This is a genomic window from Escherichia sp. MOD1-EC5189 (assembly GCF_002966045.1).
Classification (GTDB): Bacteria; Pseudomonadota; Gammaproteobacteria; order Enterobacterales; family Enterobacteriaceae; genus Escherichia; species Escherichia coli_F.
Window position 1 is genome coordinate 1 of the sequence record NZ_PTRX01000033.1, and the last position, 14,071, is coordinate 14,071.

The following is a 14,071-nucleotide window of genomic DNA, read 5'->3' on the forward strand; positions in this document are numbered from 1 at the left end:
GGCAGAGAAGAAATCCGTCTTCACATTGTTTGCGATGTCCCTGATGAACTTATTGATTTCACGTTTGAATGGAAAGGTCTGAAGAAATTATGCGTGGCAGTCTCCTTTCGGTCAATAATAGCAGAACAAAAGAAAGAGCCAGAAATGACGGTCAGATATTATATCAGTTCTGCTGATTTAACCGCAGAGAAGTTCGCCACAGCAATCCGAAACCACTGGCACGTGGAGAATAAGCTGCACTGGCGTCTGGACGTGGTAATGAATGAAGACGACTGCAAAATAAGAAGAGGAAATGCAGCAGAATTATTTTCAGGGATACGGCACATCGCTATTAATATTTTGACGAATGATAAGGTATTCAAGGCAGGGTTAAGACGTAAGATGCGAAAAGCAGCCATGGACAGAAAGTATCTGGCGTCAGTCCTTGCGGGGAGCGGGCTTTCGTAATCTTGCTCTGGGTGTTTATATTAAATTAGCACTTCCCTTAATTATCATAAATACAAAGAGGTGAAAACATGTGGGGGTATTTGTTGTTAAATAACACTATGGTGAATTAATAACATGCTGTCAGTGATACGCATATTTTATCTAACAAAGCTTTAGTAAAATTCCGCGGAGTAAGAAGATTCCGCCAAAGATTCCATATAATATTAAGGTTGTTATGAATAAAGGTAATAGATTACAACAATTAGAAGATATGTGTCGTGATATTATTAAAATTAATATGTGGTATGAACTCCCCGATTATGTATTTTTTTCAATATCTGACACCATCGATGGGACGAGTGATGAATTTGCAATAAATGTGTATAAAAATATCGACAGAAGTCTTCTTGAAATATTATTGCATCCATCTGTTTTACTGTCAGTTGTTGAGTCCTTACAAAGTAATACTATAGCTGAGTATATCGTGAAATTGTCTGAAATAGAGATGAATTATGACGACTTGCTAATATCGGATGTTAAATCATGTCTTTTTATCAACTATGGATTCAATAACAGTGAATCGGTTGCGCTATTTAATAAGATTTACCGCGAATTAAAAGATATTGTAAAATCATCAAGAGTACATATAGATCATGAGAAAGATATTTTTGATGGCCTTAATCAAATCTTGGCTTTTTCCGATAATAATAAACATGAGTATTTTTTATATATAAAGGCATATTGGCTCAGTTTATACTTTTGTGAAATTTCACAGAACGTGAGAGAAAGAGATAAGTTGTCATTTTATTATAATGAATTTTCTGTCCGATTTCCTAATGTTGTCCTATATCCGTCATGCTACAAATTGTAAGGCTTGGCACCTGAAATTCATTGTTAATTCGAGACGCTTGATTGTCCACTATATCAAAACAGTCATACCTCGGAATTTTCTCACATTAGTCCATACGGTATTCAATTTTCGCAACTGCGCCCTGAAATAAAAAACTGCAAAACTGCTTTTTCTTGACCTGTCCCAATCACGCAAGACTACTTTTAGTAGAGATCTCTAGCCATATCGATTTTAGTGCCGCCCGCGCATTTTATACAAAACAGGGCTTTATCAATGAGGCGATAATACGCAATTACTATGATATTGGTGAGGATAAATTAATCTTCACTAAAAATATGCAATCGTGAGATAAAATATGCTTTAACTCATATGGAAACATTGCTTAAACAACTTGGTTGCTGCATATGATTCTTTAGCCCGCGGTGACTCGCTTCCCGCTGGTAACAAACGTGCCCGCACCTAAATGATGCAACGTATTGAGTTTATCATCATCAAACTGCCAGCGGCCTTCGACAAATACTCGTGCGTCTGCCGCTGCCGATACCACTTCGCCAAATAGCGTATCGTATTTTTCTTGCGCAGAAGTCGCTGGTAGCAATCGACACTCCATCCATGCCAGACATTTCTCTTCAACCAGCGGCAATCCAAGCACCGGACCTTTCACAACCGGAATGCCATAGCAATTAAATTTATCTTCTTCACGACCCGAGACACTTCCCACCGCCCACGTCCAGTTAGTCGCTGCAACACCTGGGACAACAATGCCAAATTTACCGTTACGCTCAATCAACTCCCTGGTCCATGTCGATTTATCTACCACAATCGCTATGCGTGGCGGTTCAAACTCCACCGGCATCGACCAGGCCGCAGCCATCACATTACGTCGCTGTGATTTTTCATCAAAAGTTGTTATCAAAACTGTGGGGCCGTGGTTTAACAGACGGCTGGCATGGTGTAATTCGACGGGGATGAATCGGCTCACGGTATCGCCTCGCTAAGAAGGTTGTTTTAAAAGCGTAGCTCGTAACGCAATAAGTAACGAAATTAACGGGATTGGCGATTTGCGAACGTGATGCATGTCCGCGATCGCACAAAATAGCCGGTGCGGCGTCTATTCCAGGTTATAAATTGAGAAAACCACAAACGGAAACGCCTGATGACGCCCATTCTGAATCACTATTTTACCCGCATTAACTGGTCGGGAGCGGCTGCGGTCAATATCGAAACGCTGCGCGCATTACACCTGAAACACAATTGCACCATTCCATTTGAAAATCTCGATGTTTTGCTGCCGAGAGAAATGCAGCTTGATGATCAATCGCTGGAAGAGAAATTGGTGCTCGCCCGGCGTGGTGGTTACTGCTTTGAGCAGAATGGCGTGTTTGAGCGGGTGTTACGCGAGCTGGGTTTTCAGGTACGCAGTCTGTTAGGGCGCGTAGTGTTATCTAATCCGCCAGCATTACCGCCGCGTACCCATCGTTTGTTGTTGGTGGAGCTGGAAGGCGAACACTGGATTGCTGATGTCGGTTTCGGTGGACAGACGCTAACCGCGCCGATTCGTTTAGTTCCCGATCTCGTGCAGATCACGCCACACGGAGAGTATCGGTTGTTACAGGAGGGTGATGATTGGGTGTTGCAGTTTAATCATCATCAGCACTGGCAGTCGATGTACCGTTTTGATCTCTGTGAACAACAACAAAGTGATTATGTGATGGGGAATTTCTGGTCGGCGCACTGGCCGCAATCGCATTTTCGCCATCATTTGCTGATGTGCCGCCATTTGCCGGACGGTGGCAAACTGACACTGACCAATTTTCATTTCACCCATTATGAAAATGGACATGCAGTGGAGCAACGAAATCTACCGGATGTGGCGTCGTTATATGCCGTGATGCAGGAGCAGTTTGGTCTGGGCGTAGATGACGCAAAGCATGGCTTTACTGTGGATGAACTGGCGTTGGTGATGGCGGCGTTTGATACGCATCCGGAGGCGGGGAAATAGTTTGTGCCAGGGGCCGGATGCGGCGTAAACGCCTACAACCGGCCCACATTAGCCCGGTTGTAGGCCTGATAAGCGAAGCGCATCAGGCAACGGTATCAAAAATCAATGGCCCATTCAGCATGGAAAAGAATCACCGCTGTGCCAGAAATGGTGACTTTCTCCGGTTGGTTATCTCGAATTGTCACCGTCACATCAATCACGCCGTCACGCCCCAGTGCGCGCCCCTGATGGCCTTTAACACGCAACACGCTGCCATCGTGGGGTAGTAAGTTGTGATGTACCAACCATGCGCCCATCGGGCCATTGGCATTCCCGGTCACCGGATCTTCCACAATACCAATCGCAGGTGAGAACATGCGACCATCGGTTTCATTTTTGCCAGGGCGGATCTGGAACGGGAAAAAACCATTGCAGCCAATCTGCTTGCTGATTGCGGTCAGCGCAGCAAGGTCAGGCGAAAGAGCGTCGATATCCACTTCTGGTTTCAACGGGATCATCACTTTTGAGTGTCCTGTGGTTGCCACCTGGATTGGCAAACCCGGCAGAATATTGTCTTCGGTAAGATGCAATGCGTTGATAATCGCTGCACGTGTTTCACCTTCCAGCGGTGGCTCAAAGCCCGGCGTACCTTGTTCCAGCGAAATACGATAATCATCGTTGTGCTTTTCGATAGTCACGCGATGTTTTCCTGCCAGCGACGTTTGCCAGACCGTGCAATTTCCCAAACCTAATACCTTTGAACGTACATAGTGTGCAGCCACCGTTGCGTGACCGCAAATTGGCACTTCAACCGTTGGCGTAAAGTATCGAACGTGTACATCGCTGTCGTCGCTGTGCAGCAGAAAAGCAGTTTCCGAATGACCTAATTCGCGGGCGATAAGCTGCATTTGCGCTTCGCTAAGTTTATCGGCGGGAAAAACAACACCGGCAGAATTGCCGCGAAACGGTTGTGAGGTAAAAGCATCGACGTGATAAACCTGCGGTTTCATTAACGTTCTCCTGTGGCTGGAGAACTATCATAGCCTGCAAGTGGCCGGAGAGCGAAGGACTATCCGGCCAGGGGGAGAATTATCGCCGCGAGCGCACAATCTGGTACCGACGAGTAAAGTACTCAAAAGGCGCGCTCCACACATGCACCAGTCGGGTGAACGGAAAGAGCAGGAAGATGGTCATTCCCAATACCAGATGCAGGCGGAAGACGAACGCTACGCCGTTAAGCATTTCTGACGATCCTCCACGGAAAGTGACGATACTTTGCGCCCAACCCACCAGTTTCATCATTTCGCTACCATCAGGATACTGTGCTGAAAACGGTATGGTACTTAGCCCCAACAAACATTGGATCAGCAATATGCTCATGATGATGATATCAGGCGTGGTGGAAGTAGCACGCACACGCTGATTTGTCAGTCTGCGCCACAGCAGTCCTGCACCGCCAATCAACGTCAACACGCCGCAAATACCGCCGAGCACCATCGCCATCAGTTGTTTCGCTGCCACTGGTAAAAACCACGCGTACATCCAGTGCGGTGTTAACATGCCGAACAGATGACCGAAGAAGATCCCCAGAATGCCGATATGGAACAGATTCGACCATATCACCATCCCGCGTTTATCGAGCATCTGGCTCGAGGAGGCGCGCCAGGTGTACTGCCCGTAGTCATAGCGCAGCCAGCTGCCAAGGAAAAACACCGTCGCACAAATGTATGGGTAGATATCGTAAAAAAAGACGTTCAGATACTGAATCATTTCCCACCTCCCGCACTGATGTCGACGTACTGCGGCGCGACATCCTGGCTATAGCGTCGCTGATATTGATTAAGCGGCGAGCTGTCACACGCCGTGGCGTTATCTTCAATAAACTTCACCTGTTCTTCTTCCCACACCGCATCCAGCGCCTGGCGGGTGTCGTCACGCTCTTCACTACGAATTTGTTTTGTGACACTGTCACTTGACAGGGGACTTCCTGCCAGTTGCAAAAGGGCGTCAAATAACGCGTACCACGGTGTCTCGCGTTGTTTTAAGCGTCCGCCAAGCAGGGCGAGGATCGGCGCAACGTTGAGTAATCCTTCTTTTGCCTGATCGTCCGGCAGCACACTTAAGTACTCCAGGTACAGCGGCAGATAATCAGGCAGTTCCCGACAATCCAGTTGCAGACCGACCTTTTCATACTCCGCCAGCAGGTCCACCATTGCCTGGCCTCGATCGCGGGATTCGGCATGAACATGTTCGAACAGCAGCAGCGACGTGGTGCGCCCGCGGTCGAACACTTCACACCATTCGGCCTGTTTATCCAGCAGCGGCGCGTTGAGCAGGTCGAGTGCAAAATCGGTGAGCATCGGTGCGTCGCGGCGGATCAACGCCAGCGCGTCCTCCTTACATTCCCACAACAGCTCGTCCGGATACTCCATCAACAGGCCGATCACTTTGAGGATCTGCATTATTCTCCCTCCGCTTTATCGCGCACTTCGGTAATGTTGATGGCATCGATACGGCTACTGTTGAACAGGTTGAATTTGCTGTCTGAGCCGTGGCAACCGTCGCCAAAGCTGAAGCCGCAGCCGTTGCGTTCTGCGAAGGCATCGCCCGCCATTTCCCGATGACTGGTTGGAATGACAAAACGATCTTCATAGTTGGCGATGGCAAGGTAGCGATACATCTCTTCGACCTGGGCGACGCTCAGGCCTACTTCGTCGATAGCACGGGTATCAGTCACGCCCTCCACCGTTTGTGAACGCATATAGTGGCGCATCGCCATCATCCGTTTTAGAGCCCGGAGCACCGGACCGGTATCGCCCGCACTCAACATATTGGCGAGATATTGCACCGGTATACGAAGGCTTTCGATAGCGGGAAGCACACCTTCGCTTTTCGGTAAGCCGCCTGCATCGGCGTAGGACTGAATTGGTGACAGCGGCGGTACGTACCAGACCATCGGCAGGGTGCGATATTCAGGGTGCAGCGGTAGCGCCAGTTTCCAGTCCATCGCCATTTTGTAGACTGGCGAACGCTGGGCAGCTTCAATCACGTTTTGTGGAATACCTTGTTTCAGGGCTTCTTCGATCACTGAGGGATCGTGCGGATCGAGGAACACTTCGCACTGGCGTTCGTAGAGATCAACCTCGCGTTCGGTGCTCGCCGCTTCCTCGATGCGGTCGGCGTCGTAAAGCAGCACGCCCAGATACCGGATGCGACCCACGCAGGTTTCTGAGCACACGGTGGGTTGGCCTGACTCAATTCGTGGGTAACAGAAGATGCATTTTTCTGACTTACCGCTTTTCCAGTTGAAGTAGATTTTTTTGTACGGACAACCGCTAATGCACAAACGCCAGCCACGGCATTTGTCCTGATCGATGAGCACAATACCGTCTTCTTCGCGTTTGTAGATCGCGCCGCTGGGGCAGGTCGCCACGCAGCTGGGGTTAAGGCAGTGTTCGCACAGGCGCGGCAGGTACATCATGAACGTATTTTCAAACTGACCGTACATCTCCTTTTGCATTGCGTCAAAGTTGCGGTCGCGAGCGCGTTTTTCGAACTCACCGCCCAGCAGTTCTTCCCAGTTTGGCCCCCAAATCACTTTGTCCATCCGTTTGCCGTCAATCAGCGAACGCGGGCGGGCAGTAGGAATGTGTTTACCTTCTGGCGCGCTATGCAAATGTTCGTAGTCGAAGGTGAAAGGTTCGTAGTAATCGTCAATCTGCGGCACCACCGGGTTGGCGAAGATTTTGGTTATTACGCCCATTTTGCTGCCCAGACGCGGGCGTATCTTGCCATTCACATCACGCACCCAGCCGCCTTGCCACTCTTCCTGATCTTCCCAGTTTTTCGGATAACCAATGCCCGGTTTGGTTTCGACGTTGTTAAACCATGCGTACTCCATGCCTTCGCGTCCGGTCCAGACGTTTTTACAGGTCACCGAACAGGTATGGCAGCCGATACATTTATCGAGGTTAAGCACCATGCCGACTTGCGAACGTATTTTCATTTTTTCGCCTCCTGTACCTGATCGCGACCTTCATCATCCAGCCAGTTAACGTTCTTCATCTTGCGGATCATGATGAATTCGTCGCGGTTCGAGCCGACGGTGCCGTAGTAGTTAAAGCCCCAGGCCAGCTGCGCGTAACCGCCAATCATATGTGTCGGTTTTGGGCAAACGCGGGTAACCGAGTTATGAATGCCGCCGCGCATGCCGGTTACTTCCGAGCCGGGGATATTCATTATGCGTTCCTGGGCGTGATACATCATGGTCATGCCCGGCGGTACACGTTGGCTGACCACTGCACGGGCCGTCAGTGCGCCGTTGGCGTTAAACACTTCCACCCAGTCGTTATCGACAATGGTCAGTTCGCGGGCATCGGTTTCGCTGATCCAAACAATTGGCCCGCCGCGAGAGAGCGTCAGCATCAGCAGGTTTTCACTGTAGGTAGAGTGAATGCCCCATTTCTGGTGCGGTGTCAGGAAGTTAAGTGCTTTTTCCGGGAAGCCGTTTGGCGGTATCTGGCGCATTTCGCTGACGCTGCGCGTGTCGATAGGCGGACGATAAGCCACCAGGCTTTCACCAAAGGCACGCATCCACGGATGATCCTGATAGACCTGCTGGCGCCCCGACAGCGTGCGCCACGGAATTAACTCATGAACGTTGGTGTATCCGGCGTTGTAGGAGACGTGATCGCTTTCCAGACCGGACCATGTGGGGCTGGAGATAATTTTACGCGGCTGCGCCTGAATATCGCGAAAGCGGATCTTTTCGTCCTCTTTGTGCAGCGCCAGATGGGTATGTTCGCGTCCGGTGATCTCGCCCAGCGCCTGCCACGCTTTGACTGCAACATGACCGTTGGTTTCCGGTGCCAGCGCCAGAATCACTTCTGATGCGTCAATGGCGGTGTCAATCAGCGGTCGCCCCTGTGCCGGGCCATCACGCTTGGTGTAATTGAGTTTGCCGAGGAAATCGATTTCATCCTGGGTATTCCACGAAATCCCTTTACCGCCGTTGCCAAGTTTGTCCATCAATGGCCCGAGAGAGGTAAAGCGTTCATAGGTAGCAGGGTAGTCACGCTCCACTGCCACAATATTGGGCGCGGTTTTACCCGGGATCAGATCGCATTCGCCTTTGCGCCAGTCGAGCACTTCACACGGCTGGGAGAGTTCTGCCGGAGAGTCATGCAGTAGGGGTTGTAATACCACGTCGGTTTCTTTGCCAAGATGCCCTACGCACACTTGCGAAAATGCTTTGGCAATACCTTTGTAGATTTCCCAGTCGCTGCGTGATTCCCACGCCGGATCGACCGCCGCAGAAAGCGGATGAATAAACGGATGCATATCCGAGGTGTTCATATCGTCTTTTTCGTACCAGGTGGCGGTGGGCAGAACGATATCGGAGAACAGGCAGGTACTGGACATACGGAAGTCGAGCGTCACCAGCAGGTCGAGCTTGCCTTCAATCGCCGCAGTTTGCCACTCGACTTCTTCTGGTTTGATCCCGTCGCTGGCACCGAGTTCCTCACCCTGAATCCCACTTTCGGTTCCCAGCAGATACTTCTGCATATATTCGTGGCCTTTGCCGGAGGAGCCAAGCAGGTTAGAACGCCAGACAAACAAATTACGCGGATGATTGCTGCCGCTATCGGGTTGTTCGCAGGCCATGCGTAAATCGCCCGATTTCAGCGCCTGGGCGGTTAATTCTGTGGGGGATAATCCGGCCTTGTCGGCTTCAGCTTTAATCCCGAGCGGGTTACGCCCCAGCTGCGGCGCAGAAGGTAGCCAGCCCATACGTTCAGCGCGAACGTTGAAATCAATCAGATGACCGCTGTACTTACTGGCATCGGCCAGCGGTGAAAGTAACTCCTGAGCAGAGACTTTTTCATAGCGCCATTGACTGGAGTGATTGTAGAAAAACGAGGTGCTGTTCATCTGGCGCGGTGGTCGGTTCCAGTCGAGTGCAAAGGCCAGAGGCAGCCAGCCGGTTTGCGGGCGCAGTTTTTCCTGACCGACATAGTGTGCCCAGCCGCCACCGCTTTGCCCGACACAACCGCAGAAGATCAGCATGTTGATCATCCCACGGTAGTTCATGTCCATGTGATACCAATGGTTGACGCCAGCACCGAGGATAATCATCGAGCGCCCATGCGTTTTATGGGCGGTATCGGCAAATTCGCGGGCGATGGTTTCAATGTACTGGCGCGGTACGCCGGTAATTTGCTCGCCCCAGGCTGGGGTGTAAGGTTTGATTTCAGCGTAATCTTTCGCGCTGTTTTCATCTTCCAGCCCGCGATCGAGGCCGTAATTTGCCAGTACCAGATCATAAACGCTGACGACCGGACAGGTGTTGCCATCGGCTAATGTCAGGTTTTTAACGGGCAATTGGCGCACCAGGACCGGATTGTGTTTTACGCTGCGAAAGTGTGGATTTTCAATGCCGCCAAAGTAGGGGAAGGCCACGCCTGCAACAGTGTCGTGTTGACCGAGCAAGGTTAACGCTAACTCAGTTTCTGTTCCGGCGGCGATAGATTCCAGGTTCCATTTGCCTTTTTCGCCCCAACGAAAACCAATCGAACCGTTAGGCACCACCAGTTCACCCGCAGTATTAACTGCCACGGTTTTCCACTGCGGATTGTTGCTTTCGCCCAACCCATCCACCAGGTCAGATGCACGGATCATCCGTCCGGGAACGTAGCTGCCATCGTCGCGCGGTTCAAGCATTACCAGCATCGGCATGTCGCTATAGCGGCGGCAGTAATTGATAAAGTAGTCGCTGGGATTATCGAGATGGAACTCTTTTAAAATCACATGGCCCATTGCCATTGCCAGGGCGCTATCAGTGCCTTGTTTCGGTGCCAGCCACTGGTCGCACAATTTGGCTACTTCAGAGTAGTCCGGGGTAATGGCGATAGTTTTGGTACCTTTGTAACGTACTTCGGTAAAGAAGTGGGCGTCTGGTGTGCGCGTTTGCGGTACGTTAGAACCCCAGGCGATGATATAGCTGGAGTTATACCAGTCGGCAGATTCTGGCACGTCGGTTTGTTCGCCCCAGGTCATCGGTGAGGCGGGCGGCAGGTCGCAATACCAGTCGTAGAAGCTTAAACAGGTGCCACCTAACAGCGACAGATAGCGTGTTCCGGCGGCGTAAGAAACCATCGACATGGCTGGAATCGGCGAGAAACCGGCAACGCGATCCGGGCCGTAGGTTTTGATGGTCCAGACGTTAGCGGCAGCAATCAACTGGTTTAGCTCTTGCCAGTTGGAGCGGATAAAACCGCCACGTCCGCGTATCTGCTTGTAACTCATGCACTTTTGCGGATCATTCATAATCGATGCCCACGCCAGTACCGGATCGCTGTGTTGCTTGAGCGCTTCGCGCCACAGTTCAATTAGTCGTTTACGTATTAGCGGGTATTTCAGTCGGTTGGCGCTGTAAAGATACCAGGAGTAACTTGCACCACGCGGGCAGCCGCGAGGTTCATGATTGGGCAGGTCAGGGCGAGTGCGAGGATAGTCGGTCTGTTGGATTTCCCAGGTCACCAGGCCATTTTTAACGTAGATTTTCCAGCTACAGGAGCCTGTACAGTTAACGCCGTGAGTGGAACGCACGATTTTGTCGAACTGCCAACGCTGGCGATAGCTGTCCTCCCAGTCGCGGTTGCTATGCATCACCTGGCCGTGACCATCGGCAAAGGTTTCGCCCTTTTGTTTGAAGTAGCGAAAGCGATCCAAAAGTTTACTCATGACATAACTCCTGCTCCAGGAATGAATTGGGATCTGATGCCTTGTCGGATGCGACACGGTTGTAGCCTGATAAGACGTGTCAGGCATCGATTTCTTATTTTTGGCTGAACTTCCGCCGACCATAAACCAGCCAGGTCAGCAGCACACAAACGATGTAGAAGATTAAAAACACTTTCATCGCGCCTACCGGAGAGCCGGTCATATTGAGCGACATGCCAAACGCCTGCGGAATGAAAAAGCCGCCCACTGCGCCAATGGCTGAGATAAAGCCCAGAGCCGCCGCCGTTTCGGTGACGGCTTCTCTCTGAGCTTGCTCATCACTACCGCCTTTCATCTTCACCCGATAAATGGTTATCTGGCGAAAGATGACGGCGATCATCTGGAAAGTAGAACCACTTCCCAGACCCGCGGTCAGAAACAGCCCCATAAAGACGGCGTAAAATGCGATGAAATTACCAGAGCCTGTGCCCGGTAAGGTAAGGAAGAGCAGTGCACTGAAAATCGCCATAAAAATGAAGTTGATCAACGTCACCCGCACGCCGCCAAATTTATCGGAAATAGCACCACCAACCGACCGCGCGATGGCACCGATAAATGGGCCAAAGAACGCCAGACGCAGAATATTCACATCCGGGAACTGGGTTTTCGCCAGCATGGCAAAACCCGCAGAAAAACCGATAAACGAACCGAAGGTGGCGAGATAGAGAAGACTGAGCAGCCAGAGATGCAGACGTTGTAATACAGGCAATTGATCGGCGATTGACGCGCGTGAACTGGCGATATCATTCATCCCTAACCAGGCGGCAATAGTGGCAATCGCCAGTAATGGCACCCAAATCCATGCGGCATTCGCCAGCGACATTACCGAACCGTCGGCCTGTGGTACGCCATTGACACCGAGAAAGGCAAATACGGGGATAAAAATCACCAGCGGCGCAACCAGCTGCATCACGCTTACGCCTAAGTTTCCTAATCCGCCATTAATCCCAAGTGCGCTCCCTTGTTTGGCTTTTGGGAAGAAGAAACTGATATTGCCCATGCTCGAAGCAAAGTTCGCCCCTGCAAAACCGCATAGCAAAGCGATAACGATAAATATCCCAAAAGGAGTATTCGGATTCTGCACGGCAATTCCGAGCCAGACGCAAGGAATAATCAGGATTGCAGTACTAAAAACCGTCCATCGGCGTCCACCAAATATAGGCACCATAAAGGAGTAGGGGACACGCAATAATGCGCCAGAAACGGAGGGTAATGCGGTTAATAAAAAGAGTTGATCGGTAGTGAAATTAAAACCGATTTTATTGAGATTAACAGTAACTGCGCTAAATAGCATCCAGACACAGAAGGCAAGAAGTAGGCAACTTACTGATATCCAGAGGTTTCTTCGTGCAATATGCTTTCCTTTATTTTCCCAGAAGGCCGGGTTTTCTGGTTTCCAGTCGCGCAAAAGATAACGACTATTTTTCTCATTTTGCAGTGCCATATTGTTCCTCACATGTACACATTGGTAATGAAAAAAAGACAAAACAGGAGGTAAGGCGCAATAGCCAGTTATTAGAATTAAGGATGAATTAGGTGAAGTGCTGATTGAAAGAATAGATAAGAAAGCGTAACCGCGGGGGCAGAATGGGGATTAAGCAGACAGATATGTGTTACTAAATGTAACTAACAGGCTAACCTTCAAACGGGGGTTAATCTTTGAACGTATGCCATGTTTCAACCCTTCAGATCGTGAATCTAAAGGGTTGCATATTAACTATATTCTTAATAAGACCAGACACTTATAGAATTAGTGATGATTTATTCACTAAAAAGGCCATGAGCTGGAGGAAAACGATCTGTCCAGAAAGTCTATCGGTTCCTCTCTTATCGCCTCATTGTAATAATCGTTATTACAGTAAGTATTGTTTATTTCATCTAAGGTCATATTTTTAATTTTTATATTCATCTGATTTACAACTTCTTCTGTTTTATAAGTGTGTATATTATATGGGGTGTATGCTTCTTTAAAAGTATAGTGAAACAATTCGTTATCCACATCTACTCCGTCAGAGTGAACTTCAAATGCACCAGGCGAAAGAATTGCCAGGCCAGTATTAAGCTTAAGTGCTGGGGAAAACAAATTAAATAACATGAGCTGCATAGTAGGGCAATTGTTCTTCCCAGAAACATTTAAAAAATTTAAGTTTTTGCTCTGTTTTATTATGGGGAATAAAGTTCCAATATCGGATGTATTCTTAGTGTCAATGCGGGTTATTTTATTATTGTCCAGCCTTAAGCTTTTGATAGATGAAAGATAAGTCAGGAAATGAAGGTTTATTTTTTTCAACTGATTGTTCGCAGCGTTTAATGTCTGTACATTGCAGAAGTTGCTAAAGAATATTTTAATTTCAGAAAGCAAGTTGTTGTTGATAAGTAACGTATTCAAGTTGGGAAATAAGGCATTATGTAAACTTGTTAGTTTATTATGGGATAGGTCCAGAAGTAAGAGTTCATCTTTATTTCCTGCAGCAATATCAGTTAATTGATTGTGGCTGAGGTTCAGGTACTGCAGCCTTTCGCAACATTCTAATTGCACAAACTCTAGTTGATTATGTGCCGCACTAAAATAAGTAACTGATGAAAGCCCATCTATATCAATATTTCTGAGAGCATTATTATTCACAGATATATGTTTAATGCTTACATTTCTGCCTTGAGGAAAATTTATAGACTCAAGAGCATTACTATTCAGACTAAGGTTGATGAGTTTATCGTAGTTGGTTGCATCAAAATGTTTGAGTTGGTTCTCATCAAGATTGATAGAGGTGAAGTTTTGCAGCCCTGGTGGTTGAGTAGTTAAATTAAGTCGAGATAAATCAATGTCATTCTGCTTCGACAAAAAAGCACGGTTTATCCTTTCTGCCGCTTCTTTTCGGCATTCTTGACGATGAAGTTCACCTGTGACTATGCATTTTTCTTTCCATTTATTCAATTCATGCATCCAGCTATATAAATTCTGTTCGGGGAGTCGCTGTAGGGACTGCTTTGTTTTAAAAAAGATTAAAGGAAACTTCATAACTACTCCATGG

General features: G+C 48.8%; 11 protein-coding genes. 3 read left to right on the forward strand and 8 right to left on the reverse strand.

From position 1 onward, the window contains the following. Both ATB02_RS21495 and ATB02_RS21500 read left to right on the forward strand, forming a co-directional pair. Positions 1-447: ISAs1 family transposase (locus ATB02_RS21495; RefSeq protein WP_123059857.1), on the forward strand; the 447-nt coding region annotated here is incomplete at its 5' end. A gap of 214 nt (positions 448-661) precedes the next feature. Further along, complete coding sequence (locus ATB02_RS21500; protein ID WP_105272203.1) at positions 662-1,297, forward strand: aminopeptidase; 636 nt, start codon at positions 662-664, stop codon at positions 1,295-1,297. A 391-nt stretch (positions 1,298-1,688) separates the two neighbouring features. Here the strand turns inward: ATB02_RS21500 and ATB02_RS21510 are convergent, their stop codons facing one another. Next, complete coding sequence (locus tag ATB02_RS21510) at positions 1,689-2,258, reverse strand: flavin reductase family protein (protein WP_032184209.1); 570 nt, start codon at positions 2,256-2,258, stop codon at positions 1,689-1,691. Between the two features lie 174 nt (positions 2,259-2,432). On the opposite strand from ATB02_RS21510, the gene nhoA reads away from it, so the two are divergent. Then, positions 2,433-3,278: an N-hydroxyarylamine O-acetyltransferase gene (gene nhoA, locus ATB02_RS21515; RefSeq protein WP_105272205.1), complete on the forward strand. Its 846-nt coding sequence runs from the start codon at positions 2,433-2,435 to the stop codon at positions 3,276-3,278. Positions 3,279-3,373: 95 nt separating this feature from the next. Here nhoA and ATB02_RS21520 read toward each other — a convergent pair whose 3' ends face one another. The 7 genes from ATB02_RS21520 to ATB02_RS21550 all read right to left on the reverse strand — a co-directional run bounded on the left by ATB02_RS21520 (position 3,374) and on the right by ATB02_RS21550 (position 14,058). After that, the gene (locus ATB02_RS21520; RefSeq protein WP_105272206.1) at positions 3,374-4,267 is read right to left on the reverse strand and encodes a PhzF family isomerase; all 894 of its coding nucleotides are present in this window, start codon (positions 4,265-4,267) and stop codon (positions 3,374-3,376) included. Between the two features lie 79 nt (positions 4,268-4,346). Continuing rightward, a complete protein-coding gene (gene narI, locus ATB02_RS21525) occupies positions 4,347-5,027 on the reverse strand; it encodes a respiratory nitrate reductase subunit gamma (protein ID WP_000617115.1) in 681 nt (226 codons plus the stop codon). Beyond that, the gene (gene narW / locus ATB02_RS21530) at positions 5,024-5,719 is read right to left on the reverse strand and encodes a nitrate reductase molybdenum cofactor assembly chaperone (RefSeq protein ID WP_105272207.1); all 696 of its coding nucleotides are present in this window, start codon (positions 5,717-5,719) and stop codon (positions 5,024-5,026) included. Before narW ends, narI begins: the two co-directional genes overlap by 4 nt. After that, positions 5,719-7,263, reverse strand: a complete 1,545-nt coding sequence (gene narH / locus ATB02_RS21535; protein ID WP_000702545.1) for a nitrate reductase subunit beta — start codon at positions 7,261-7,263, stop codon at positions 5,719-5,721. The genes narW and narH overlap by 1 nt, the downstream gene beginning before the upstream one ends. Beyond that, positions 7,260-11,000 (reverse strand): nitrate reductase Z subunit alpha, encoded by a 3,741-nt coding sequence (narZ, locus tag ATB02_RS21540; RefSeq protein WP_105272208.1) that lies wholly within the window; start codon positions 10,998-11,000, stop codon positions 7,260-7,262. Before narZ ends, narH begins: the two co-directional genes overlap by 4 nt. A 94-nt stretch (positions 11,001-11,094) precedes the next feature. Further along, complete coding sequence (gene narU / locus ATB02_RS21545; RefSeq protein ID WP_001207897.1) at positions 11,095-12,483, reverse strand: nitrate/nitrite transporter NarU; 1,389 nt, start codon at positions 12,481-12,483, stop codon at positions 11,095-11,097. 324 nt (positions 12,484-12,807) lie between these two features. Then, a complete protein-coding gene (locus tag ATB02_RS21550) occupies positions 12,808-14,058 on the reverse strand; it encodes a leucine-rich repeat domain-containing protein (protein ID WP_105272209.1) in 1,251 nt (416 codons plus the stop codon). Between the last annotated feature and the right edge of the window lie 13 nt (positions 14,059-14,071).

What these genes read in the sequence shown, in the direction of transcription:
- ATB02_RS21500 (WP_105272203.1), top strand. Translation starts at nt 662, where the DNA reads ATGAATAAAGGTAATAGATTACAACAATTAGAAGATATGTGTCGTGAT.
- nhoA (WP_105272205.1), top strand. Translation starts at nt 2,433, where the DNA reads ATGACGCCCATTCTGAATCACTATTTTACCCGCATTAACTGGTCGGGA.
- ATB02_RS21520 (WP_105272206.1), bottom strand. Translation starts at nt 4,267, where the DNA reads ATGAAACCGCAGGTTTATCACGTCGATGCTTTTACCTCACAACCGTTT.
- narI (WP_000617115.1), bottom strand. Translation starts at nt 5,027, where the DNA reads ATGATTCAGTATCTGAACGTCTTTTTTTACGATATCTACCCATACATT.
- narW (WP_105272207.1), bottom strand. Translation starts at nt 5,719, where the DNA reads ATGCAGATCCTCAAAGTGATCGGCCTGTTGATGGAGTATCCGGACGAG.
- narH (WP_000702545.1), bottom strand. Translation starts at nt 7,263, where the DNA reads ATGAAAATACGTTCGCAAGTCGGCATGGTGCTTAACCTCGATAAATGT.
- narZ (WP_105272208.1), bottom strand. Translation starts at nt 11,000, where the DNA reads ATGAGTAAACTTTTGGATCGCTTTCGCTACTTCAAACAAAAGGGCGAA.
- narU (WP_001207897.1), bottom strand. Translation starts at nt 12,483, where the DNA reads ATGGCACTGCAAAATGAGAAAAATAGTCGTTATCTTTTGCGCGACTGG.
- ATB02_RS21550 (WP_105272209.1), bottom strand. Translation starts at nt 14,058, where the DNA reads ATGAAGTTTCCTTTAATCTTTTTTAAAACAAAGCAGTCCCTACAGCGA.